Origin of the sequence: Thalassorhabdus alkalitolerans, from assembly GCF_042656525.1 — a bacterium.
In the GTDB taxonomy this organism is placed as follows: domain Bacteria; phylum Bacillota; class Bacilli; order Bacillales; family Marinococcaceae; genus Thalassorhabdus; species Thalassorhabdus alkalitolerans.
The window spans coordinates 405,295-429,005 of the sequence record NZ_JBHSOZ010000005.1; the positions used below are offsets into that span (position 1 = coordinate 405,295).

General features: G+C 41.2%; 22 protein-coding genes and 1 tRNA gene. 12 read left to right on the plus strand and 11 right to left on the minus strand.

Annotated elements, in window-relative coordinates; translation table 11 throughout:
• Positions 1–15 precede the first annotated feature (15 nt).
• Together ACFPU1_RS12905 and ACFPU1_RS12910 are read right to left on the minus strand one after the other, a co-directional pair.
• Positions 16–216: a hypothetical protein gene (locus ACFPU1_RS12905; protein ID WP_054636693.1), complete on the minus strand. Its 201-nt coding sequence runs from the start codon at positions 214–216 to the stop codon at positions 16–18.
• Positions 217–463: 247 nt separating this feature from the next.
• On the minus strand, positions 464–703 hold the full coding sequence (locus tag ACFPU1_RS12910; protein WP_054636692.1) for an HPr family phosphocarrier protein: 240 nt from the start codon (positions 701–703) through the stop codon (positions 464–466).
• 317 nt (positions 704–1,020) lie between these two features.
• On the opposite strand from ACFPU1_RS12910, the gene ACFPU1_RS12915 reads away from it, so the two are divergent.
• Positions 1,021–1,338: a hypothetical protein gene (locus ACFPU1_RS12915; RefSeq protein ID WP_385941838.1), complete on the plus strand. Its 318-nt coding sequence runs from the start codon at positions 1,021–1,023 to the stop codon at positions 1,336–1,338.
• 84 nt (positions 1,339–1,422) lie between these two features.
• Here ACFPU1_RS12915 and ACFPU1_RS12920 read toward each other — a convergent pair whose 3' ends face one another.
• Positions 1,423–1,692 carry a hypothetical protein gene (locus tag ACFPU1_RS12920; RefSeq protein WP_157049887.1) on the minus strand — a complete coding sequence of 90 codons (270 nt, stop codon included), beginning with the start codon at positions 1,690–1,692 and terminating at the stop codon, positions 1,423–1,425.
• A gap of 73 nt (positions 1,693–1,765) precedes the next feature.
• On the minus strand, positions 1,766–2,035 hold the full coding sequence (locus ACFPU1_RS12925; protein WP_054636689.1) for a hypothetical protein: 270 nt from the start codon (positions 2,033–2,035) through the stop codon (positions 1,766–1,768).
• A 148-nt stretch (positions 2,036–2,183) separates the two neighbouring features.
• Between ACFPU1_RS12925 and ACFPU1_RS12930 the strand changes: the two genes are divergently transcribed.
• On the plus strand, positions 2,184–2,414 hold the full coding sequence (locus ACFPU1_RS12930) for a hypothetical protein (protein WP_100398085.1): 231 nt from the start codon (positions 2,184–2,186) through the stop codon (positions 2,412–2,414).
• A 21-nt stretch (positions 2,415–2,435) separates the two neighbouring features.
• Entirely contained in the window at positions 2,436–2,705 is a 270-nt protein-coding gene (locus ACFPU1_RS12935; protein ID WP_385941842.1) for an acylphosphatase, read from the plus strand.
• A 103-nt stretch (positions 2,706–2,808) separates the two neighbouring features.
• Here the strand turns inward: ACFPU1_RS12935 and ACFPU1_RS12940 are convergent, their stop codons facing one another.
• Both ACFPU1_RS12940 and ACFPU1_RS12945 read right to left on the minus strand, forming a co-directional pair.
• On the minus strand, positions 2,809–4,545 hold the full coding sequence (locus ACFPU1_RS12940; protein ID WP_385941845.1) for a phospho-sugar mutase: 1,737 nt from the start codon (positions 4,543–4,545) through the stop codon (positions 2,809–2,811).
• 248 nt (positions 4,546–4,793) lie between these two features.
• The gene (locus ACFPU1_RS12945) at positions 4,794–6,476 is read right to left on the minus strand and encodes a glycerol-3-phosphate dehydrogenase/oxidase (RefSeq protein WP_385941847.1); all 1,683 of its coding nucleotides are present in this window, start codon (positions 6,474–6,476) and stop codon (positions 4,794–4,796) included.
• Between the two features lie 661 nt (positions 6,477–7,137).
• Between ACFPU1_RS12945 and glgB the strand changes: the two genes are divergently transcribed.
• Genes glgB through ACFPU1_RS12970 form a run of 5 tightly spaced genes read left to right on the plus strand, consistent with a single transcriptional unit; the run spans position 7,138 to position 15,293 of the window.
• Positions 7,138–9,063, plus strand: a complete 1,926-nt coding sequence (gene glgB, locus ACFPU1_RS12950) for a 1,4-alpha-glucan branching protein GlgB (RefSeq protein ID WP_385941850.1) — start codon at positions 7,138–7,140, stop codon at positions 9,061–9,063.
• Positions 9,060–10,211 (plus strand): glucose-1-phosphate adenylyltransferase, encoded by a 1,152-nt coding sequence (locus tag ACFPU1_RS12955; protein ID WP_385941853.1) that lies wholly within the window; start codon positions 9,060–9,062, stop codon positions 10,209–10,211. The genes glgB and ACFPU1_RS12955 overlap by 4 nt, the downstream gene beginning before the upstream one ends.
• Before the next feature lie 54 nt (positions 10,212–10,265).
• A complete protein-coding gene (gene glgD, locus ACFPU1_RS12960) occupies positions 10,266–11,375 on the plus strand; it encodes a glucose-1-phosphate adenylyltransferase subunit GlgD (RefSeq protein ID WP_385941856.1) in 1,110 nt (369 codons plus the stop codon).
• 38 nt (positions 11,376–11,413) lie between these two features.
• Positions 11,414–12,832: a glycogen synthase GlgA gene (gene glgA / locus ACFPU1_RS12965; protein WP_385941859.1), complete on the plus strand. Its 1,419-nt coding sequence runs from the start codon at positions 11,414–11,416 to the stop codon at positions 12,830–12,832.
• 31 nt (positions 12,833–12,863) lie between these two features.
• The gene (locus ACFPU1_RS12970; RefSeq protein WP_385941862.1) at positions 12,864–15,293 is read left to right on the plus strand and encodes a glycogen/starch/alpha-glucan phosphorylase; all 2,430 of its coding nucleotides are present in this window, start codon (positions 12,864–12,866) and stop codon (positions 15,291–15,293) included.
• 188 nt (positions 15,294–15,481) lie between these two features.
• Here ACFPU1_RS12970 and ACFPU1_RS12975 read toward each other — a convergent pair whose 3' ends face one another.
• Both ACFPU1_RS12975 and ACFPU1_RS12980 read right to left on the minus strand, forming a co-directional pair.
• Positions 15,482–16,759, minus strand: a complete 1,278-nt coding sequence (locus ACFPU1_RS12975) for a GntP family permease (RefSeq protein ID WP_385941864.1) — start codon at positions 16,757–16,759, stop codon at positions 15,482–15,484.
• A gap of 207 nt (positions 16,760–16,966) precedes the next feature.
• Positions 16,967–17,932, minus strand: coding sequence for a bile acid:sodium symporter family protein (locus ACFPU1_RS12980; RefSeq protein ID WP_385941867.1), 966 nt, complete (start codon positions 17,930–17,932; stop codon positions 16,967–16,969).
• A gap of 299 nt (positions 17,933–18,231) precedes the next feature.
• On the opposite strand from ACFPU1_RS12980, the gene ACFPU1_RS12985 reads away from it, so the two are divergent.
• The 4 genes from ACFPU1_RS12985 (at position 18,232) to ACFPU1_RS13000 (ending at position 21,130) form a co-directional block, all read left to right on the plus strand.
• Complete coding sequence (locus tag ACFPU1_RS12985) at positions 18,232–19,125, plus strand: SDR family oxidoreductase (RefSeq protein ID WP_385941870.1); 894 nt, start codon at positions 18,232–18,234, stop codon at positions 19,123–19,125.
• A gap of 433 nt (positions 19,126–19,558) precedes the next feature.
• The gene (msrA, locus tag ACFPU1_RS12990; protein WP_385941969.1) at positions 19,559–20,074 is read left to right on the plus strand and encodes a peptide-methionine (S)-S-oxide reductase MsrA; all 516 of its coding nucleotides are present in this window, start codon (positions 19,559–19,561) and stop codon (positions 20,072–20,074) included.
• Positions 20,075–20,112: 38 nt separating this feature from the next.
• On the plus strand, positions 20,113–20,982 hold the full coding sequence (uvsE, locus tag ACFPU1_RS12995; RefSeq protein WP_385941873.1) for a UV DNA damage repair endonuclease UvsE: 870 nt from the start codon (positions 20,113–20,115) through the stop codon (positions 20,980–20,982).
• A gap of 71 nt (positions 20,983–21,053) precedes the next feature.
• Positions 21,054–21,130, plus strand: a tRNA-Pro gene (locus ACFPU1_RS13000).
• Between the two features lie 168 nt (positions 21,131–21,298).
• Here ACFPU1_RS13000 and ACFPU1_RS13005 read toward each other — a convergent pair.
• The 3 genes from ACFPU1_RS13005 to ACFPU1_RS13015 form a co-directional block, all read right to left on the minus strand.
• Complete coding sequence (locus tag ACFPU1_RS13005; protein ID WP_054636684.1) at positions 21,299–21,811, minus strand: small multi-drug export protein; 513 nt, start codon at positions 21,809–21,811, stop codon at positions 21,299–21,301.
• 15 nt (positions 21,812–21,826) lie between these two features.
• Positions 21,827–22,402 carry a TetR/AcrR family transcriptional regulator gene (locus tag ACFPU1_RS13010; RefSeq protein ID WP_157049883.1) on the minus strand — a complete coding sequence of 192 codons (576 nt, stop codon included), beginning with the start codon at positions 22,400–22,402 and terminating at the stop codon, positions 21,827–21,829.
• A 280-nt stretch (positions 22,403–22,682) separates the two neighbouring features.
• Positions 22,683–23,702: a LacI family DNA-binding transcriptional regulator gene (locus ACFPU1_RS13015; RefSeq protein WP_385941878.1), complete on the minus strand. Its 1,020-nt coding sequence runs from the start codon at positions 23,700–23,702 to the stop codon at positions 22,683–22,685.
• Positions 23,703–23,711 lie beyond the last annotated feature (9 nt).

Below are 23,711 nucleotides of genomic sequence, written 5' to 3' on the forward strand. Positions count from 1 at the left end.
TTTATTTATCAAATGTTATGTTCTTTCGCAGGCATCTTTTTTAATAACTACTCGCGGGTCAGGAAATTCTTCTTTTTTCTCTGCAATTGGATAATGAACAAATTCAATACAAACGGCGTGCTTATATTCTGCGGTAACCTGAGCTGCTTCTCCTTTATATAACACCTGTTCTCCTATCGTAAATAACCGGTCATATTCTGCTTGCTTGGTATACATATCATCTCTCCTTATGTTTGTTATCGCAATCGAGAGAGTGACTCTCATTACGGATTTGACCTTTTGCGGCTTTTGTTGTCCATAGGCCTGGCCCCTATTAATAGTAACTCTTGTCCTTGCTTCTTAGATTTACCCGCATTTACATTGAGCAAGAAACAAACATGGACATTAGTTTATGTATATGTAATTTCCCTCAATTACACAAACACAAACTAAAAAACCGCCTGAAAGTTAACCAGGCGATTTTTTATATTAACTTTTTTATTGCTTCCACAGCATCCTTTGCATCGTTTCCAACTGCTCTTACCGTCATTTGATTCTTCTGCTTTAAAAAGGTGCTGACACTTATCAGGCTTTTTCCATTAATAACCATACCATTCATTTCAAACACAATATAGCTTTGAAATTGATTTGCTTCTCTAACAATTGTAAGAAGCTTATCATAATACATCTTTTCTTCCATTTGAACCATAACAGCTGCTTCCATGATCCACACTACCCCTTTATCGAAAAGTCAATTACCCGCTTATTAAGAGAGTATTTGACCGCTTTTCTTTTTATGTTCATTTCCACTATATTCCTCTAATATATTATATATAAAAAGTTTTTTTCATGTAGAAATATGGGAGGTTTGCTGACACCTATTTTTCTGAAGGAGTAGTGCGTAAGCCTTTTTCTCTCAGTCTGATTTTATTTCGGCCTTCACAAGGATAGTTTTCAAAAACGAGTTCACATAATCCTTTATTTTAAAAGCGGCTTTCTTGTGTTATTTTTAATTTATATATTATTGAAGGAGTGAGGGTCGTGAAGGAAAATCATTCTGCATCTGACGAACTGCAGAAAAAGATCGAAGAAATAAGCAGAGAAAATACCGTAACTATCACTGACCTCTTTGACCAAAGTTTTATGAAACAATATACTTCTGTTTCCTCTTTTGAAGTATTCATTGCCCAAAGCGGCTTTGTATTCGAATCTGAAGAGGAGTTTAATAAACTTACAGAAACTGAGAAGTGGAATGAATATATTGGAGAGACAACTATTTTTGAAGACTGGGATGAAATGAGAGAGACTGCCGGTAAAGTTTATATTCAAAGAAGAATTAAAATGATGGAATTTAATTAACGGAAAAGGCTCCCAATCTTTGCTTACTGCTGACGGTTACGTTTGTCAGGCAGACAGCAGAGCTTGGGAGCTTTATCTTTCATGTTATACAAACCACCAGGCATCTTTTTGTTTTCCATATTCTTGTGAAGAGGGTAAGAACTTTTGCTTATGCTCCTTTTTTTGATAGATTCTATCCATTTCTTCTACCATGGTATCCAGCTGCTTTCTGGTAAGTTTCCCTTCTGCATAAAGCAGGCACGCGTAGGCATATGCCAGAGATGATGTATCAATATTTACGGTTACGTCAACATCTGAGTTCCCACTGCGGTCTACACTGGAAACATGCTGAACCGGGAAAGGCTTTTTCTCCATTTCAACGTCCCCCTTATTCAAATGTAAAGGCAAGGGAAGCAATCTCATTGTGATTACCTCCCGTCATCATTTATTATCTTTTTCTTCTCCCATCCTGAAATCCTGTTTCTTGTGCCTGCTTAGCGTCTGCATCTGCAAAAGACTTAGCACGGCCTTTAGCAAAGGATTCAGCATCTACGTGAACATTTACATAAGAGTTTCCGCTGTTTTTAATCACTGCTTCTGCCACGTTATAGTTTTTATCTTTAATAAAATTTTCGTTATCCAGTTTGTTTCTGCCAGTACTGACTGCCTGTACTTGATCGTCAACTCTGTCATCCCTATGCTTTCTGTGAATGCTCATAGTCTCCCTCCTTTCCTCGTACTGTTACCACTCTATGCGTCACCTCTTAAAACGTATAGACAGGTTCCTTTCAAAAAACCTATCCCTCTTTTAATTTCTACATCATTGGGAAAGGTATAGATAAAATAACATCCAAAAGGTGATAAATATGGAGCTTGTGAAATGCCAAAAAAACGTATGTAAACACCTGGGGTATGATTTCGTCGAAATTTATCCACCCAGGTTATTGTTTAAAGAGGGGTATATTTATCCTGCCTATCAGGACAAGTACGGAAGCTGGCTCGCCACTGATGAAGAGGGACAGTCTCATGTGGTATCGGAGACCATCAATAACCCTGAAGAAGACCCGTGGTTTCGTCTTCATTTTAAAAAGGTATGAGATTTTCAGGAGGTGGGATAGTTGAAAAAACATATTATTGTCCATGGAAAAGTGCAAGGAGTCGGATTTAGAGATTTCACCAGACAAGAAGCGAACAAGAAAAATGTCTTTGGGTGGGTGAAAAATAATTCCGATGGAACCGTTGAACTAAAAGCTGAGGGGGATAATAAAAATATGGAGGAGTTTATTGATTCCCTGGCTGAAGGTAATTCTTTTTCCAAGGTAGATCATCTTGATATTAATGAAGCAAATGAAATAGATCACGAAAACAGTTTTGAAGTTAAATATTAATGCAGGTTATAGGCCGTTCCCAAGTACGGTAAACAAGCCTTACGTTAAAAAGAAGCATAGGTCCGCAGATGCAGGCTATGCTTCTTCCTCTATTATTTCATTATTAAACCAGTTGATTTACTTTTCCCATCACATCTGCTTTCAGCAAGGCAAGTTCTCGCTCGGCTTCTTCCATGCTTTCCTCACGAACCCCAAAATAAAATTTAACCTTTGGTTCGGTTCCTGAAGGCCGCACACAAAACCAGGAGCCATCTTCTCTGAAATATTTTAATACATTAGAAACAGGCAGTTCAATCACTTCACGCTGGCTGCCCTCCAGCCAGCTTCTTTCGCTTGTTTTGTAATCCTCTACTGTGACAACCTGCTTTCCACCAGCTGTCCGAGGAGGAGACTTGCGAAAGTCTTTAATGATTTCTTCGATTTTTTCGACTCCCTCTTTCCCCTTGAGAGTAAGAGATTCAAGACCTTCCAGGTAATATCCATAACGGCTGAATAAGTTCATCAACCCTTCATATAACGTTAACCCTTGTTTCTTGTACCATAAAGTAATTTCTGCGGCTAACAAGGCAGCTTGGACTGCATCTTTATCACGAACAAATGATCCGACTAAATATCCATAGGATTCTTCGTATCCAAATTGAAATGAATACTCTCCTGACTCTTCATATTGTTTAATCTTCTCGCCGATAAACTTAAAGCCGGTAAGAGTGTCAATGGTTGTCAGTCCGTAAGCGTCTGCTACAGCGCGTCCGACTTCCGAAGTTACGATCGTTTTTAACACGACGCCGTTTGCCGGAAGAACTCCGTTTGCTTTTTTCTGAGATAAAAGATATTCCAACATAAGAGCTCCGGTTTGATTACCCGTTAATACTTGATACTTCCCGTCATTGTTCCGGACAGCCACTCCCACCCTGTCTGCATCGGGATCTGTAGCAATAAGGACATCTGCCCCTGTCTTCTCTCCTTCTTCGATAGCCAGCTCAAAAGCTGCTTCTTCCTCAGGATTAGGACTCTTTACAGTAGAGAATTCAGGATCTGGAAGTTCCTGTTCTTTTACAATGTGCACATCTGTAAAACCACTCGTTTCCAGGGCCCGTACAACCGGGAGATTCGCTGTACCATGGAGCGGAGTAAACACAATGGTAACGTCTTTACCCTCTTTTTTTGTTAGATCCGGATTTACTACAATGGTTTGGAGCTCTTTATTGTAAGCCTCATCGATTTCTTCTCCAATCACTGTCAGAAGACCATTTGCTTTTAATTCTTCCTGGCTTGCAGCAGGTATTTGCAACTCATCTTCTACTTCCTCTACTTTTGTAATTAAGTCCTCTGCCGGCCCTGGAGGGAACTGGCCCCCATCCTCGCCATATACTTTAAAACCATTGTATTCCGGCGGGTTATGGCTCGCCGTAATCACTACTCCTCCAAACGCACGGAGATGTCTTACTGCATAGGAAAGTTCTGGAGTAGGCCTTAACTCTTCGAATATGTAAGATTTAATATTATGAGCCCCAAGGGTTAATGCTGTTTCCAAAGCAAACTCGGGTGAGCGGTGGCGGGAATCAAAAGCGATCACTACTCCGCGCTCTTTTGCTTCTTTTCCTGCTTCTTCAATATATCTTGCCAGTCCTTCGGCTGCTCTGCGGATCGTATACTTATTCATACGGTTAGTACCAGGGCCAATTTCTCCCCGCATCCCGCCTGTACCGAATTCCAGATATTTATAAAAGCAATCCTCCGTCGCTTTTTCGTCTTTGGTTATTTCTTTTAGCAGGTCCTTTAAATCTTGATCTAAGCCTTCAAATGAACTCCAGCGTTCATAATGTTTCTTCCAAACCATACCTTTCCTCCTCGTCTCTTTCCAGTAGTAAAGCTTACTATCTCTTCCATTTTTAGAGTATCATGTACATTATTATTTTTATAGAAAAGTTTTCTTTTTCCTTCTTTTTTCCTCCAACATTTATAGATGTCGTTCGTCAAATTTCTCTTTTTCCCAACGTGTTCTGGGGTGAGTTCTCTCAAATTACAGGGAAAAAAGCAATTTTTTCTCACAAAAAAGGAACAGGCAGCCTGTTCCTTCGTTGATTATCACACCACTTTTTTTGCTTCAGGACCGGATTCCTTTCCTAAGGGTACCTGAGCCCACTTTATTTCTTCTTCTAGCACTCTAGTAAATCGTCTTTCTTGCTCCTCTGTCCAACGTAAGTGATCTTTCATAAAAGCAGCGACGTTCTTTTTATAAGCCATTACCTGTTCCATTCCAAAATACAAATAAGCTGTTCTGCGATTAAAGAAGTCAAGTGGAGTCACTGCCATTTCATCCTGAAGAGCATACAGAAGTTTCCCAGCTATGTGAAGAGGCAGTCCATATTCTTTTGCAATCTCCCCTTGTTCTTTCACTAGTTCAAAAAGACGGGGAGCATTTGATCCATAAAAACGTACGATCTCCCTTGCCTCTTCTTCGGAAAATCCAAGTGATAGTCCCTTTGCTTGATTTTCTTCAATAAAACGATCAAACCCTGCGCTTCCACCTACATCCCCGCCTGATAGTTTTATATGTTCAGTCGGGCACGGGGCGTGAATGTTAAGCTTTTCGGTAACAATATCAGCAATTCGTTCTGCCATCTTCCGATACCCTGTCAACTTTCCCCCTGCAATGGATATTAATCCAGACTCAGAGATAAACACCTCATCTTTTCGGGAGATTTCAGAAGCATTCTTGCCTTCTTCATAAATAAGCGGACGGAGACCGGCCCAGCTCGATTCCACGTCTTCTGCTGACAGGTTCACTTCAGGAAACATCTCATTTGCTGCCTGAAGAAGATAGTCCCGGTCTTCTTCGGTCATTCTTGGACTAGCAATATCTCCTTTATATACCGTGTCAGTCGTGCCTACATACGCCTTTTTGTCCCGGGGGATGGCAAAGACCATTCTTCCGTCAGGCGTATCAAAGTAAACAGCTTGCTGAAGCGGGAACCTTTCCCGGTCAAACACCAGGTGAACACCTTTTGTTAAATGAAGCTGTTTCCCCTTTTTGGAGCCATCTTTTTCCCTTAACTCATCGACCCAGGGACCCGCCGCGCTTACAATATGCTTGGCATAAATTTCATAGGTTTTGTCGTTAACCAGGTCTTTAACATTTACTCCCACTGCTTTATTTCCGTTGTAAATAAATGATTCTGCTTTCGCATGGTTCACAGGGTTGGCACCTAAATCATTTGCCTTCTTTATCGTTTCTAATGTTAAGCGGGCATCATCAGTGCGATATTCTACGTAAACACCGCCGCCTTTTACTTTATCCTTTAATAATAACGGTTCTTTTTTTAACGTTTCCTCTTTATTTAACATGTAACGCTTTTCACTCTTTTTTACTCGTGCAAGGGTATCATAAACTTTTAAACCAAGAGATGTTGAGAATTTACCAAAGGTGCCGTTTTCAATGATAGGAAGCAGCATCCATTCAGGAGTTGTAACATGGGGAGCATTTTCATAGACAATTGCTCTTTCTTTTCCCACCTCAGCCACAAGCTTCACTTCAAATTGTTTTAAGTAGCGAAGCCCTCCGTGTACTAGTTTTGTAGACCGACTTGACGTTCCTTCAGCAAAATCCTGCATTTCAATCAAACCTACATCTATTCCTCTGGCAGCTGTATCAAGGGCTATGCCTGCACCAGTAATCCCACCGCCGATGACAAGCAAGTCTAGCTCCCTACCTGACATTTCTTCTAACCGCTCTGTTCTAGATATGGCAGAAAACCGTGATTGTTTCATAGGTATCTCTCCTTTTTCTATTGTCAGAATTAGGAATAAAAAAAGACCACAATACACCTGCTGTTGCGTAGCAGGGTATTGTGGTCTCTCTGTAACTCCGACCGTTTTATTAACTTAGTTCTATTATAACGAGAACCACTGATAATATCAAACCCTTTGCTAAAAACAGCAGGATTTCCTTGTTGTTAACAAGACCCTTTTTACTAAATCACGTAATAGTAATTATCCGGGTTAAAAAATGCGACAAAACTACAACCTTTTCAACAAAAATAATCTTTTTTCTACTGATTGGAGGGGGAATGAAATGACTAAGCCACTTTCCTTGTTGAGTCTCAGGTTGTTTTGCCTGTTTTCCACGTCCGGCAAATGTTCTAGGCCGATGTAATAAATAATATAGTTAAACACTACGCTTGCACTTTATTATCAACCCTATTATTTCAGGTGCATGTAGTGAGAATGCAGTGTTTTGTATGAATCATATAATCATGTACCCTGCATATAAATATTTTACGCGTTTTGCAGAAAAAATTTGTCAAAAAACTTCGCAAAGTTTTCTAAGCAGTTAGAAGGTTTATTTCTCTATGAAAGAGAAACTTATACTAACTCAAAACGGCTCTGTAGTTGACAGCCAGTAACTTTTCATTTCACCAGGGGGATTGCAATGGATAATTTAGGGATTTCTGAACACGATTTGTATTTATTTCACCAAGGAACTTTTTTTCAAAGCTACGAGACATTTGGCTGCCACCACTTGGTACTTAACGGAGAATCTGGGTACCGCTTTGTTGTCTGGGCTCCTCATGCAAAGCAGGTGAGTGTGGTGGGAGAATTCAACTATTGGAACGGGGATGATTATCCCCTTCACCGGATTAATGACCAGGGAGTATGGGCTGGCTTTTTCACTTCCATTGAAGCTGGTACATCCTACAAGTACAAAATCACCACTTCTTACGACGAAACATTATTAAAAGCAGATCCTTATGCTTTCACTTCCGAAGTTCGGCCTGCCACTGCCTCAGTAGCACCAGCTCCATCCACCTATAAATGGAGTGATCAGGAGTGGATTTCAGAAAGAGAGAAGCAAGCGCCTTATGACTCCCCTCTTCTAGTCTATGAAGTGCATTTAGGTACGTGGAAACGCAAAGATGATGGAACTCTTTATTCCTACCGGGAGCTTGCTGAAACTCTGGTCCCATATGTGAAGGACATGGGGTTCACCCACATCGAACTTCTTCCTTTAGCAGAACATCCATATGATCGTTCATGGGGCTATCAAATTACAGGGTACTTCTCTGTCACAAGCAGGTTTGGCTCTCCTGATGACTTCCGTTACTTTGTTGATACGTGCCATAAGCATCAAATTGGTGTCATTATGGACTGGGTACCTGGCCATTTTTGTAAAGACAGTCACGGTCTTCGGCTCTTTGATGGCGGTCCCGTATTTGAATATGAAGATTCAAGGAAGGCTGAAAAGCTTTCGTGGGGGACATTAACCTTTGATTTTGGTAAGCCTGAAATTCAGAGTTTTCTTATATCCAACGCTGTTTTCTGGATGAAGGAGTTCCACATCGACGGATTGAGAGTGGACGCAGTAGCTAACATGCTCTATTTAAATTTCGATAAGCATGATGGAGAAGAAAAGATTTATAACACGTACGGTGGAGAAGAGAACCTTGAAGCCATTGCTTTTTTACGTAAGCTGAATGAAACGGTTTTTAAATACCAGCCTCATGCATTAATGATGGCTGAAGAAAGTACTTCCTGGCCTCTTGTCAGCTCCCCTACTCATGTTGGCGGGCTTGGCTTTAATTTCAAATGGAACATGGGCTGGATGAATGACATGCTTGAATATATGGAGATGGATCCCGTCCATCGAAAGTGGAATCACTCACTCATTACTTTCTCTTTAATGTATGCCTTTTCAGAGAATTATATTTTACCTTTATCTCATGATGAAGTGGTCCATGGGAAACGTTCCCTTCTTAATAAAATGCCAGGTGACCAATGGCAGCAGTTTGCTCAGCTCAGATTGCTTTACGGCTATATGATGACTCACCCTGGAAAAAAATTACTCTTTATGGGAGGCGAACTGGGCCAATATGATGAATGGAAAGATTTAGATGACCTGGATTGGAACCTTTTAGACTATCCTCTGCACAATAAAGTCCATCGTTATGTAAAAGAGCTGAATCACTTTTACCTTGAAGAAAAAGCATTGTTTGAAAAAGACCACGAAGGTGAAGGATTTTTTTGGATTAACGCCAATGATTACGAGCAAAGCATTATTTCCTTCGTAAGAAAAGGATTTGATCCTGAGGATGAACTTCTTATTGTATGCAACTTTACACCTGTAGTGCGATATGACTACCGCGTAGGAGTGCCTAAACCAGGCACCTATAAGGAAATATTCAACTCTGACTCTGAAGCTTTCGGAGGTTCCGGGCAAACGAGCTCAGCCCCCCACTTTACTGTTCCTGAACATTGGAACGGCCAAGATCAATATATCTCGTTGAAAATACCTCCTCTAGCCATCACTGTATACAGGCGCCTTCCCGAGGGGGAACAAGCAAGGGAGGAAGAACAATGAAAAAAGAATGTGTCGGAATGCTCTTAGCAGGAGGAGAAGGAAAAAGATTAGGACTTCTCACGAAAGATACGGCAAAACCAGCCGTTTATTTTGGCGGGAAATACCGCATTATAGATTTCACATTAAGTAATTGCACAAATTCTAACATTGATACAGTCGGAGTCCTCACTCAATATGAACCTTTGGAATTAAACAAGCATTTGGGCATCGGGAGACCATGGGATATGGATAGAAAGCACGGCGGAGTTTCTGTACTTCCTCCTTTTACAGGAAAAGGTGAAGCAGGGGAATGGTATAAAGGAACAGCTGATGCGATTTATCAAAATATCCAGTTTATCGAGCAATTTAACCCTCAATACATTCTGGTTATTTCAGGAGACCATATTTACAAGATGAACTATGCAGCCATGCTTGATTTTCACAAGGAAATGAATGCTGATACGTCTATTTCCGTAATAGAGGTGCCATGGGAAGAAGCTTCACGCTTTGGGATTATGAACACGGCGAGCGATTACTCAGTAACTGAATTCCAGGAAAAACCTGCTGTGCCTAAAAATAATCTTGCTTCTATGGGAATTTATATCTTTACCTGGAGTGTCCTGAAACAATATTTATTGGACGATGCAAAAAGCGAGGTTTCCAGCCATGACTTTGGAAAAGACATTATTCCGGCGATGCTGAGAGATCAAAAGCGACTCTTTGCCTTTCCGTTTAAGGGTTATTGGAAGGACGTTGGAACTATTAACAGCTACTGGGAAGCCAATATGGACTTACTTAAAGAAAGTCCATCTCTTCAGTTAACGGACTACAACTGGCGGATTTATTCAGTCAATCACAATCAGCCTCCTCACTACGTCGGTCCTGGTGCGCAGGTTACGAGCAGCCTTGTAAATGAAGGGTGTCAAATATACGGAAAGGTCCACCACTCCATCTTATTCCATGGCGTAGAAGCTGGCCAAAACTCAACGATTGAGCACTCTGTTATTATGCCAAACGTAAAGATAGGCAAGAATGTAAAAATTGAAAAGGCTATTATAAAAGAGGGAACGATTATCCCTGATAACTGCACGATTCAGTCAGGCCCAAATGAAGAGTTAAGAGTCATAGATAAAGACACTATGCTTGAAGATTTTGCGGTCAGTAAATAAGTAATGATTGGATATTAAACATTCATACATTGACATTCGTTAGGAGGCTCGCAGATGGAACGCATGATGGGCATTATAAATTTAGATCATGAACACGATTTTTTGCAGGAGTTAACTTATTTCAGGTGCGGGGCCGCTGTTCCTTTCGGCGGCCGGTACAGGCTCATCGACTTTGTTCTCTCCAATATGGTTAATAGCCAAATCCATGATGTGGCTTTGTTCACCCGGTATAAATACCGTTCTCTTATGGATCATTTAGGCACAGGTGGAGAGTGGGATTTAGACCGAAAAAGAGGCGGGCTGTTTATTCTTCCCCCAGACTGGAATGATCCCTCCGATATTTCCAGAGGAGATCTTCAGCATTTCCACAATAACAGAGACTTCCTATACCGGGGAGGGCATGCTCAGTATGTATTAATCAGCGGAAGCCAGTTCATTGGCAACGTGGATGTTCAAAAGGCCTTCAGGCATCATTTAGAAACAGAAGCTGATGTTACCCTGATCAGCAAGCAATTTGAACAAAGAGAACCTGAACACGCCCCCTGCTTGAAGCTCGAAACAGATGAACAGGGCTGGGTTACGGATATAACTCATGACCAAAATAATTCTCATGTTTTTTCTGGCATGTATATCATTGGGAAACGTTTGCTTTTGAGCCTGGTCGATGAGTGCATTGCCTACGAAAAAAGCAGCTTCTTCCTTGACGGAATTAAACGGAACTTAGACCGTCTCCATGTCCAGTCTTACGTGTTCGATGGATATGCAGCAATCATTAATTCTGTGGAAAGTTTTTATAAGCATAATATGAAACTTTTAAACCCAGAGGTCTATCAAAACCTTTTTTACGGGGATCAATTAATATACACAAAAGTAAAAGACGAACCACCCGCTGAGTACTCGCCCTCTTCCTCAATCAGCAATTCATTAATTGCCAATGGCTGCAAAATCGATGGAGAAGTAGAGAACAGCATTTTGTTCCGGGGCGTCAGAGTTGAAAAAGGGGCAAAGGTCAAAAATTCTATCATCATGCAGAAATGCAAGGTCAAAGAAGGAGTACACTTAGAAAATGTCATTTTAGATAAGGACGCCGCGGTTTCAACGGAACGAACATTAATCGGCGGCTCAGAGCAGCCTTTTGTTGTTGCCAAAAGCAAAACGTTATAAAACTATCGTAATAAATATCAGAGAGGAGTTCCCTTACAATGAACGTTTTATTTGTCGCTTCAGAATGTACCCCATTCGCTAAAACCGGGGGACTTGCAGATGTCATCGGCTCCCTTCCTCAAGAACTAAAAAAGAATCACCGTGCAGACGTGCGGGTGATTCTTCCTTTATATGAGGATATAGCAGATGAATGGAAAGAACGAATGGAGAAAGTAGGATCTACTACCGTCCCAGTCGGCTGGAGAAATCAAAAAGCAACTCTTTATAAATTAACTCATGACAGCATCACCTACTATTTTATCTACAACGGATACTATTTTGGCAGAAACGGGTATTATGGCTATTACGACGATGGCGAGAGGTTCGTTTATTTCAGCAGAGCTGTCATAGAATGTCTGTCCCTTACTGACTTTACTCCTGATATTGTCCATGGTCATGACTGGCAGGCAGGCCTTGCTATCGCCCTGTTTAATATCCTTCAGCCCGTACCGGGGATAAAAACAGTTTTTACGATACATAACTTGAAATACCAGGGAGTCATGGGGATTGATATGTTTCATGACATGTTAAATCTTCCTGGAGAACACCTCTTTGGTTTTGAATGGAACGGGATGCTCAATTGTATGAAAGCAGCTCTCTTCCACGCAGACAAAATTACTACAGTCAGTCCCTCATATGCCAAAGAAATCCAGTATCCTTACTTCGGTGAAGGGCTGGACTCTATCCTTCGCGACCGGCAAGAGGATGTAGAAGGAATCATTAACGGCATAGACGGTGAAGCTTATAATCCTGAGTCAGATCCCTATTTGGAAGCTCCCTATAAGCAGGATCCAGACTCAAAACAGACCAATAAAGAGGCTCTTCAACGAAAGCTGGACCTTCCAGTAAACAAGGATATACCTGTCATAGGCATTGTTTCGCGCCTGGTGGAACAAAAAGGTCTTCCTCTCGTTCTTCATATGATGCCCGAATTAATGGAACAGGACGTTCAGATTGTAGTACTTGGCACTGGCGAGAAGGAACTTGAGGATGGTTTTTCCCATGCAGCTTATCTCTATCCGGACAAAATTTCTGCTAATCTTTACTTTGATGAAGGGTTAGCTCATCAGATTTATGCAGGTTCTGATTTCTTTCTTATGCCGTCTCTCTTTGAACCATGCGGCTTAGGACAGCTTATTGCGCTGCAATATGAAACGATCCCTATTGTCCGGGAGATAGGAGGTTTAAAAGATACTGTTGCTTCATTCAATGAATACACCGGAGAGGGAAATGGTTTCACCTTCCGCAACTATAATGCCCATGACATGTTTAATACAATTAAGTATGCTTTAACAGTTTATGCTGTTCCTGAAAAACGACAAACCCTGCTTACAAACGTATATCACAGTCAATATGACTGGAAAGATTCAGCCCATCAATATATTTATCTCTATTCATCACTCGTTGCCAGCCAATAAAGAAACAGAAAAAAAGGAGTGGAGCCTTCCAATGATTATGACGGCTGAAAGCATGAAAGAAGCCATTGTTGACAGACTCGAAACGACATTAGGAATTCCTTTTGACCAAGCAACAGAACGTGATATCTATGTGGCTTTAAGTACTCTTGTAAAAGAACAGGTCAGTAAAAATTGGACACGCACCACTCAAACATATAAAAAACAGCAAGAACGACAAGTTTACTATTTTTCTATGGAGTTTTTACTTGGACGTTTAATTGAGAATAATCTTCTTAACCTAGGTCTCCTTGATGTTTGCAATGAAGCTTTGCAGGAATTAGATTTTGTTCCTGAAGAAATTTACTCTCAAGAACATGATGCTGGGTTAGGAAATGGCGGACTTGGCAGATTAGCCGCTTGCTTCCTGGATTCCCTTGCTTCCCTTGAGCTGCCGGGCCACGGCTGCGGGATACGTTATAAATATGGGTTGTTTCGCCAGCGTTTTGTTAACGGTCACCAGGTAGAACTGCCTGATTACTGGCTGAAAGAAGATTACGCCTGGGAGACCAGACGTGGAGAGCAGGCGGTAGAGGTGCGTTTTGGCGGAACCGTTGAGATGAATGACAATGACGGCAAATTAACATTCCACCATAAAGATTATGAAACTGTACTGGCCGTCCCCTATGACGTTCCCATTGTAGGATATCAGAACAAAACCGTAAATACACTCCGGCTGTGGAGCGCAGAGTCTTCATCGGATGACTTTAATTTTTTTGGAAGCGATAGGACTGACTACTATAACTACCTTGAATACAAAAGGTCAATCGAACAAATATCCGAATTTCTATACCCTGACGACTCTCATTTTGAAGGCAAAGTATTGCGCTTAAAGCAGCAATATTTCCTGGTGGCCGCCGGCTTAAAAAGTATCCTCCGTTCTTATAAAAAGAAGCTTGGCCTGCCCCTATCCTCTTTGCCAGAAAAAATAAAGATACAAATAAACGATACGCACCCGAGCTTGGTCGTTCCGGAACTCATGAGGATTTTGCTGGATGAAGAAGGATTAACCTGGGAGGAAGCATGGGAAATAACGAGGAAAACAGTTGCCTATACCAACCATACAACCTTGAGTGAAGCACTGGAAACATGGCCGACTGAAATGGTAAGAGATCTTCTCCCTCGTATTTTTATGATTATAGATGAAATCAATGAACGTTTCTGTAAAGGTCTATGGTTTGACCACCCTGAACTCCGGGACCAAATACCTGAACTTGCCATTATCGCTTACGATACGATAAGAATGGCTCATCTTGCCATCGTAGGAAGTTTCAGCGTCAATGGTGTTGCTAAGATTCATACAGATATTTTAAAGAAAAAAGAGATGAAAATGTTCTATTCTCTCTATCCGCAAAAATTTAACAACAAAACAAACGGCATCACACATAGACGCTGGCTTCTTCATGCCAACCCAGAGCTTTCAGCTGCCATAAGTGAAGCAATCGGTGATAAATGGATTGAGCACCCGAAAAATCTGATTGGGCTTCTTCGCTACGTAGATGATAAATCCTTTCAAGAGAAGATTGATAGCGTAAAACGATACAACAAACAACAATTTGCCAAGATCATTAGAGATCAAACAGGAATCATAGTTGATGACCATTCCATTTTTGATGTTCATATTAAACGACTTCATGGGTACAAACGACAGCTTTTAAATATCTTCCATATTATTTATCTTTATAATACTTTAAGAGAAAACCCGTCTCTTGATATTACACCCCGTACATTTATTTTCGGAGCAAAAGCTGCTCCCGGGTATCACTTCGCTAAGCAGGTAATCAAACTCATTATCTCTGTGGCGGACATGATCAATAGTGATCCATTGATTAAAAATAAAATCAAGGTCGTCTTTATGGAGAATTACAGTGTAAGCCTGGCTGAAAAGATCATTCCGGCAGCTGATGTAAGTGAACAAATTTCTACAGCAAGCAAAGAAGCATCCGGCACGGGCAACATGAAATTAATGATGAACGGGGCCCTGACTCTAGGGACTCTTGATGGGGCAAACATTGAAATTAAAGATATGGTTGGAAAAGAGAACAGCTTTATTTTCGGCCTCAGTGCTGATGAAGTTCTTCATTATTACAACCACGGTGGATATGTTGCAAGAGATATTTACAACACAGATGACCGAATTCGTACAGTCATGGATCAATTGATCAATGGATTTTTTGGTTCCGATGAAATGGAGTTTAAAGATATTTACTATAACATCCTTTCAAATAATGATGAGTACTTTGTTTTGAAGGACTTTGACAGCTATGAGGAAGCACAGGAACTTGTAGATCAGACCTACCGTAACCGAAGTAAATGGATGCAGATGAGCATTACCAATATTGCTCACTCGGGCAAGTTTTCCAGTGACCGGACAATCTCTGAATATGCAGCTGAAATATGGGGGCTTCGATCCACTACCGTATAGTCACCCTTCTCAATAAAAAAGACAAGCTTATCGCTTGTCTTTTTTTGATGAACTAATACAATATCTAAACTTATGCCATACATAGACTGATTTACAAAATATCGACTCACTAGTAAATAGGATTGTAGAGACGCCCCTTAAATAAAGAGAAAAGAACAAAACTCATCTGTCATTCTATACCTATTACATTACGTTAAAAAGACGTGACCCATCACCCCAAACAATAATGTTGATATCAACGTAATCACTCCCCCGACTAAAAATTCATACGGAAGCAGCTGAAACCTTTCTTTTAATGACATATCCACTGCAGCTCTGGAAATATGAAAAAGCGTGCCTTGTGGCATATTATCAAACATCCCGGCTCCGGCATGAAGCATAGCTGCCCCTGCCAAAGGATGCACTCCCAGCTCCAGTATTGATGGAGCAAACACATTTCCGGCTACAGCTGCCGCTGCCGAAGTAGAGCCTGTTGCGACAGACATGCTCATCCCCGCTACGGGAGCAAGCATATAAGCAGGCATCCCTAATTGATCAATTCCGGTAATAATTATCTCTATCAGTTCAGAGTGAGCGATAATACCTGCCAGCGTCCCTGTGCCAATCAAAAGGATAGCAACCCCGCTCATTCTTTTAAGTCCCTCATGTGCAAAATGATTCAGGTCTTTTCCCTTTTTCATCATAAATGCTCCAATTGCTCCCCCTGCCGGTAAAGCAAACAAAGGGTCTATCGCAATACCGAATAAGGGCTGAAGGAGAAGAAGACCAATAGCTGCTGCAGGCCCTGACAAAGAAGCCGTCAGTGAAGGGAGTTCAGAGGTATTCACTTTTTCTGTCTCCTTCTTGTCTACCTTCTCCCCTTTATGCTGAAGATGCCTGGCGATGATATAGGTTATCCATATCCCCCCTAAAGCGGGCACAATCCCGGCAAACATCACTGTCGTCAGAAGAAGCTGAAATGCATCAGCTACTGCAATCGTGTTAGGGTTGGGAGATATAATGTTTCCGGCCTTTCCTCCGCATGTGATAGCAAGAAGTACAGCCATTTTCGAAAGGTTGGCTTTGTGGGCAATGGATAATGCTATCGGAGCCACAGTTAAGACAGCAACCCCTATAAACACACCAACACCTGTCAGAACCATCATGGCCCCAGCAATAGCGAGCAAGGCTTTGGATACCCCTAATCGGTTAAAAATTTGCTCAGCTATTGTCCGGGCAGCTCCCGATTCTATCAGCACCCCTGCCAACACTCCGGCTGCCAGTACTCTTAACACTACACCAGTCATCCCACCTGCACCGTCTATCATTACCAGTACAGTGTCTTCAATTGTTATTCCTCCTGCTATGCCTGCAAATAAAGCTCCTATCATCATCGCATAAGCGGGACTTACTTTCTTTATAATGAAAAAAATAGTCAGCCCAAGGCCCAGTAACGTGCCTAAGGCTGAGATTTCGATACCATTCATGGGGCCGTCTCCTACGTATCTATTTTATGTAAATCAAATAACTAGACTTTCTCTACTATTTCAATGTTTTTTATGTATCTCCTCTTTTAAATACCTATTATTCTCATTTTTTGTCGAAAAGAAAAATAGTACTCTCTAAAAAAGGGCCTTGCCTTCATGATTATTTGCTCTATATAAAAAGAACGCAGGATCCCTGCGTTCTTCCTTTTAGGATTTTATATCCATCCCCTCACTGTCCTTACTGGTCTTTTTCTTGGATCCTGACCAAAAGGATACGAGAGCCGGTCCGGAAATATTATGCCAAACGGAAAAGATGGCACTTGGCAAAGCAGCAAGCGGTGTAAAATGCACGGTAGCGAGTGTAGCTCCAAGGCCTGAATTCTGCATGCCCACTTCAATTGAAATCGCTCTTCTTTTTGTCTCATCCAGACCGCAGACTTTCGCTGTTGCATATCCAAGCAAATAACCAAAACCATTATGCAGGATGACAGCTGCAAATATAGCAAGGCCGGAAGTTATCAAGTTCTCTGTGTTTGCTCCAATGACAGCTGCAACGATAGCCAGAATCGCAACGATGGAAACAATGGGAAGGGCGGCTGTTCCCTTTTCTACTGTTTCAGGCATAAAACGCCTAACAAGGATACCTAATGCAATAGGTATGATAATAACCTGGATAATTGACATAAACATTGCACCTGCATCAACAGGAAGCCATTCCCCTGCAAGAACCAATAAAATGAACGGCGTCAAAAAAGGAGCCAGCATTGTAGAAACGGAAGTCATGGCAACCGACACTGGCACATCACCTTTTGCCAGATAAACCATTACGTTGGATGCCGTGCCGCCAGGACACGCTCCTACTAAAACAAGCCCCGCTGCAAGTTCAGGAGGAAGCTGCAAAGCTATGGCTAACCCGAAAGCAACCAGCGGCATAATAACAAATTGTGCAACTATTCCAATAAATACCGGCAGAGGTTTTTTAGCTACTACCGCAAAATCTGACAACCTCATCGTCAAGCCCATGCCAAACATTATAATTCCAAGAAGAATTGTAATATATGGAGCAATCCAGACAAAGCCTTCTGGCACAGCAAAAGCAATAAGTGCAATGAGAATAACAAACACTGCAAAATATTTGCTGAAAAAATTACTCGTCCTTTCCAAACTATTCATCTCTCTCACCCTTTATGTATTATTTCACAGGTCTTTATTTTAACTTTTCAAACTTTTTAATTCAACCTTTTACAACATTAAAGTAAAAAAGCAATCTTTTCCATATTTTTTCTCTCGAAGGCTAAGGTTTATTTCATCTGAACACATTCTCTTCCTCAATTCTTTACGCATATTAGCCTGCCTGTAGATAAAGGAAGTGCCTCCTACCGTTTTTCTGTCTTCAAAGTATATGTTTAAAACTATCCTTTGCGGGTAGAAAAAAACTAGTCTCATACGAATTATTCTTGGAGGTGTGTTTCTTGTCAAAAAAACCAAATCAGCCTGACCACGCTTATGAAGAACAACCTGATATTCAACCCCCTCAGCATCAGGATCGTCAGCCAGGTATTGAATCTGAAATGGAACCTCAGCCTTATCCGGAAGAAAAAGATTACAAACCAGCCGGCAAGCTGAAAGGCAAGGTTGCTTTAATTACAGGCGGAGACAGCGGCATTGGCCGGGCAACAGCCATTGCTTTTGCCAAGGAAGGTGCTGACATGGTGATTTCTTATTTAGATGAGCACAAGGACGCTGAAGAAACCAAAAACCGTGTAGAAGAAATTGGTCAAAAAGCTGTTCTCATCCCAGGTCATGTGGGGGACCGCTCCCATTGTCAAAGACTGATTGATGACACGATCAATGAGTTCGGAAAGCTGGATATCCTGGTAAATAATGCGGCAGAACAGCATCCTAAAGACGGCTTAGAGGAAATCGACCTTGATGACATGGAGCAGACCTTTCAAACGAATATATTCTCCATGTTTTATTTAACAAAAGCAGCTCTTCCTCACTTAAAAGAAGGAAGTTCAATCATCAATACGACTTCCGTGGTAGCTTATCGAGGCAACCCGGGGTTAATCGACTACTCTGCAACAAAGGGGGCCGTTACCTCATTTACTCGTTCAATGGCTGTTTCATTAGCCAAAAAAGGGATCAGAGTGAACGGTGTAGCCCCTGGACCTGTTTGGACACCACTAATCCCTGCTACCTTTGATGAGGATCATGTGGACAAATTTGGCGGCAATACGGAAATGGACCGTCCAGGTCAGCCAGCAGAGCTCGCTCCTGCTTACGTGTACCTGGCAAGTGAAGATTCCTCATTCATGTCAGGACAGGTTCTCCACTTAAACGGCGGTATGGTAGTAAACGGATAAAATCTGGAAGGGCTGTTCCCAAAGTCTACGTCAGGCTTGTTAAAGGGGCAGCCCTTTATTGATAAACTTAGCATTGTAGTGCCCCCTATTGTTAATCATTCGTTTATTTAGTGTACTTTTCTGGTCCATATGGCAGCTTTTCGGGTCAATTCAGTTAGGAATTGGGTCGTTCTGTAGTTATTTGGGTCAATTTTGTTGCTATTTGGGTCAATTCTCTCACTAATTGGGTCAAAATCGATAACTTTCCGGTCAACTGACTTAATTCGACAAAATCTGCCCCTCCTCCCCCCTCCACTCTATATACTGAATTGCTTCCTTTCCAATCTTCTCAACACTCTTCCTTTCCTCGTTTTTCATGCACCTGTTATAATGTTATTCTACTGATTGTTGAAAGGACGTGAGACTTGTGGGGGATCAAGCTGTAAATTCCACAATAGAAAAAGCCACCTTTGCCGGAGGATGCTTTTGGTGCATGGTTAAGCCATTTGAAGAAATGGACGGCATAATTGAAGTCGTTTCCGGCTATACCGGAGGACATAAAGAAAATCCAACATACGAACAGGTTAAAACCGGAACCACCGGCCATTATGAAGCTGTTCAGATCACTTACGACCCAACTATTTTCCCTTATGAAAAACTATTGGATATTTACTGGCCCCAGGTTGACCCGACAGACAATGAAGGGCAATTTCATGACCGTGGCCCTCAGTACAGGCCTGCAGTCTTTTACCATAATGAAAAGCAAAAAGAACTAGCCGAACTGTCAAGAAAGGAAATTGAAACAAGCGGTCGTTTTTCCAAGCCTGTAGTAACCCCTATACTCCCTGCAACACCTTTTTATCCTGCAGAGGACTATCATCAGAAGTTCCACAAGAAAAATCCTAAAGAGTATAAAGAAGACCGTGCAAAATCAGGAAGAGATGAATTTATGACGAAACATTGGGGATAATTGTCTACTGTCTACATAAGAGAGGAGGAGGCACAGCTATGAGGCTTGGATACCCTTGCCAAAACTTGACTCTGCCAAGCCGGTTTAGAACGTGCCGGCTGCAAACCATGAAAACAGAAGGAGAAGAAAAGGTAAAAGAGCTGGCACTTCACAATTTCAAAGAACTCCAACGAGTATTGGAATGGAATATTACAGAAAATATTACTTTCTTTCGTATCAGCAGTGATATTGTCCCGTTTGGAAGTCATCCCCTTTTGGAATGGGAATGGTGGAAAGATGATGATATCTTAGCCGCTGCCTCCTCTATAAAAAAACTTCAGCAAAAGCACAATATGCGTTTAAGTGTGCATCCAGGACAATATACTGTGTTAAATTCACCCAAAGACAATATTGTGGAAAATGCTGTCTCGGACCTTGAGTATCACGGGCACTTACTCTCTCTTTGCGGAGGAACGGATATGATTCTTCATATTGGGGGCGGATATGGAGATAAAGAATCTGCCAAAGAAAGATTTATCACCAACTTTGATAAAGTAACCCCTTTTGTTAAAGAAAGCCTTCGTCTCGAAAATGACGATAAAACATACCACATTGAAGATGTACTAGAAGTCTCCAACCATCTTAAGGTACCTGCTTGCTTTGATATTCACCATCACCGTTGCAATCCACCTGGGGAAAATGAGACGAGGAGCTACATTGAAGACGTATTTTTAACTTGGAAGGATAAGAGCATCCGTCCTAAAATGCATATTAGTTCTGGTAAAGCTCATCAAGTTGATACCTCTCATGCCGATTATATAAGCGATGAAGATTTTCATTCTTTTATAGACCTTTTGCCCGATACAAATATCGATCTAATGCTTGAAGCAAAGAAAAAAGAAAAAGCTGTGTTCGCTTTGCGAATGTAGCTGATCATGCATACTTTTTTGGTGGAGGCGTTGTCAATGCTTCGTTTCCATATTACAATATAAATGTAAGGCGGGATGTAGCTCAGCTTGGTAGAGCACAGGCATGGGGTGTCTGGAGTCGCAGGTTCAAATCCTGTCATCCCGACCAGCCACCACTTATTAAACCAAACCAGACTCCTTAATGGGCCATCCACTAAGGAGTCTTTTAATTCTTTTATTTACATAGAAAGATAACTGTCAGAACCTCTACAGGAAGGAAAAATCCGAAGCTGGAAGTCTTCTCGTCTAACTCAGTAAATAAAAAAGTTCGGATGGATTATCCGAACCATGACATCATCCATTCAATTCCATAAAAAGATGCAACGGTCATTCCAGCAGCCCATAATGCCAAACTTGCATTCATCCACAGAGCTATTTTCGTTTTGTTTGCTTTGAAAGCCATCGCAAACAAAGTCGCAAGATGGATCCCCGTAATCGCCGGGCCTGTAATGGCGAGCCCAGCCAGCCCATACTTTTCGAATATCCTTTGCATTCTTTCTTTTCTGGCTTGCTTCTTTTGAAGCTTTTCCTCATTTATTTGTTCGTTCTTTCTTTGTTTGTTCAGTTCCCTCTTCTTCTTCCACGCAAGATACCATCGGTTGTTTGTAAGCCAATGAAACTTATACAGAAGAAGAAACACAGGAATGGCATTTCCCAGAAACGCAATAAATCCTACAGCGACAGGATTCAACCCTGCTCCTATTCCTATAGGGATAACCACAAGCATTTCAAGCCAAGGAGTAGCAGCCATTATGAATATACTAAAGTACCAGCCTATCACTTCTAACATTTATCCCACCTGCTCTCATGCTGTGATTCCTTGCCAAAAAATTTCCCAGGAAGCCTCCACTTTTTCTTTCACTTTGGAAGTCTCATATATAAACATTTCTGTTGCTACACCATCCACTAAGCAATAGTACGCTTTTAAATACGTATCTACAGGACCTTCTCTTATTTCTTTATTGGAAATACCTTCAATTATAAGGTTATTAAATAAGTCGTCTGTTACTCCCTCACATCTTAAAAAGCGTGTTTTAATTTCGTTCTCCAATTCCTTTGGAGGAAACATTAATACGCGCATATAAAGAACACCTACATCATGACTGCTTAAAAATTGGCATGTGGAATATAACACTTGCTTTAATTTGTCTTCTACGTTGCTTTCCCCAAGAGCAGAGAGAGAGTCATGGACATAGGTAATGTAAGACGTGAAAACATCTTCTACAATTACTAAGAACAATTCTTTTTTGCTTGAAAAGTGATTATACAGGGATGGCTTTTTAATACCGACTTGGTCAGCAATGTCTGCCAAACTTGTTCCATTGTACCCGTGTTCAGCAAACAAGGCCCTTGCAGCCTCTTTAATTTCATCTATTCTCATTGCTTTTCTCTCTCCTTTCCCCTTAATGTTCAGCACGGGAAACTAACGGTCGTTAGTAACGATACCTCATCCTGTTTTTTGAGTCAAGAAAGAGCGTTTGTGCACGGTGAAGGTGGAATACTCTTACAATTGAAAGAGTTCAATTTACTATACAAATTTGTACTCCTCACACTCGTTTTGGTTCTATGTGGACAACTGACACGTTTAACGTTGCCCCTCCTTTTGTTGAACAGCATATTCATTTCAGCAAAAAAACAGCATCATAATTGATGCTGCTTTTTCATCCGTTATTTCTGTCTCTTACTGAATTTCTTTCTACAAGGCTTCCTTGCAGTCCTTTCATGATAGGCTGATCACTGCTTTTATTTTCCTCTTCAAGTAACAGCTTGATAGAATGTTCAACCATTTCATCAACTGGCTGAAGCCAAGTTGTTAATTCATAAGAAGCCCATCCGGACGTTTTTACGTTATCAAAACCAATTATGGATATATCCTCTGGGACCCTGTATCCCATTTTTTTAATCGCATCCATGGCTCCAAAAGCTGATACATCATTGGCACAAAAAATTGAATCAACAGCTGGATTGTCTTTCAACAACCTGATTGCTGCGTCAAAACCGCCTTCATAGGAATACTTTCCATCTTCAGAAGGAAAAGTTACAATTCCCCCCTCAAAAAGGGCTTCCTTAAAACCTTTCTCCCGGTCTATAGTTGTAGATGTATTCGTAGGCCCTGAAATAAAAGCAGGCTTTTGGTGGCCCTTTTCAAGTAAATATGAGCCTATTTTCTTGGCAGCTGAATAATTATCACAATATACTGCGCTGCAGCCAGAAAAGTAGATATAACGATTAAATAACACAACGGATATCCCGTTTCTTAAAAACCTTTGGACCGCTGAAGAAGCGAGAAGGGCATCTGTAATAATTACCCCTTCGACGCTGTATTCAATAAGCTGGCTGATTTCGTCTTCTTTAATTTCATTGTTCTCTGAGTTAATGAAGAGAAGCTGGTACCCTCTCTCCGAAAGCTTATTATAGAACTTTTCAAGTACTTCCGGATAGAAGGGGTTCCCAACATTCCTCATAACAATTCCAATAATTCTTGATTTATTCGTAGTAAGTCCTCTTGCAAAGGCATTAGGCTGATACCCAAGTTTCTCCGCAGCTTCTAATATTCGTGCTTTTTTCGTTTTTGATACGCTCGAACTCTTGCTAAAAGCTCTGGAAACACTAGATTGAGAGACGCCAGCAAGACGAGCAACATCTGTAGCAGTTACTTTTTTATTACTTCCATTACTCACTTTTCTCTC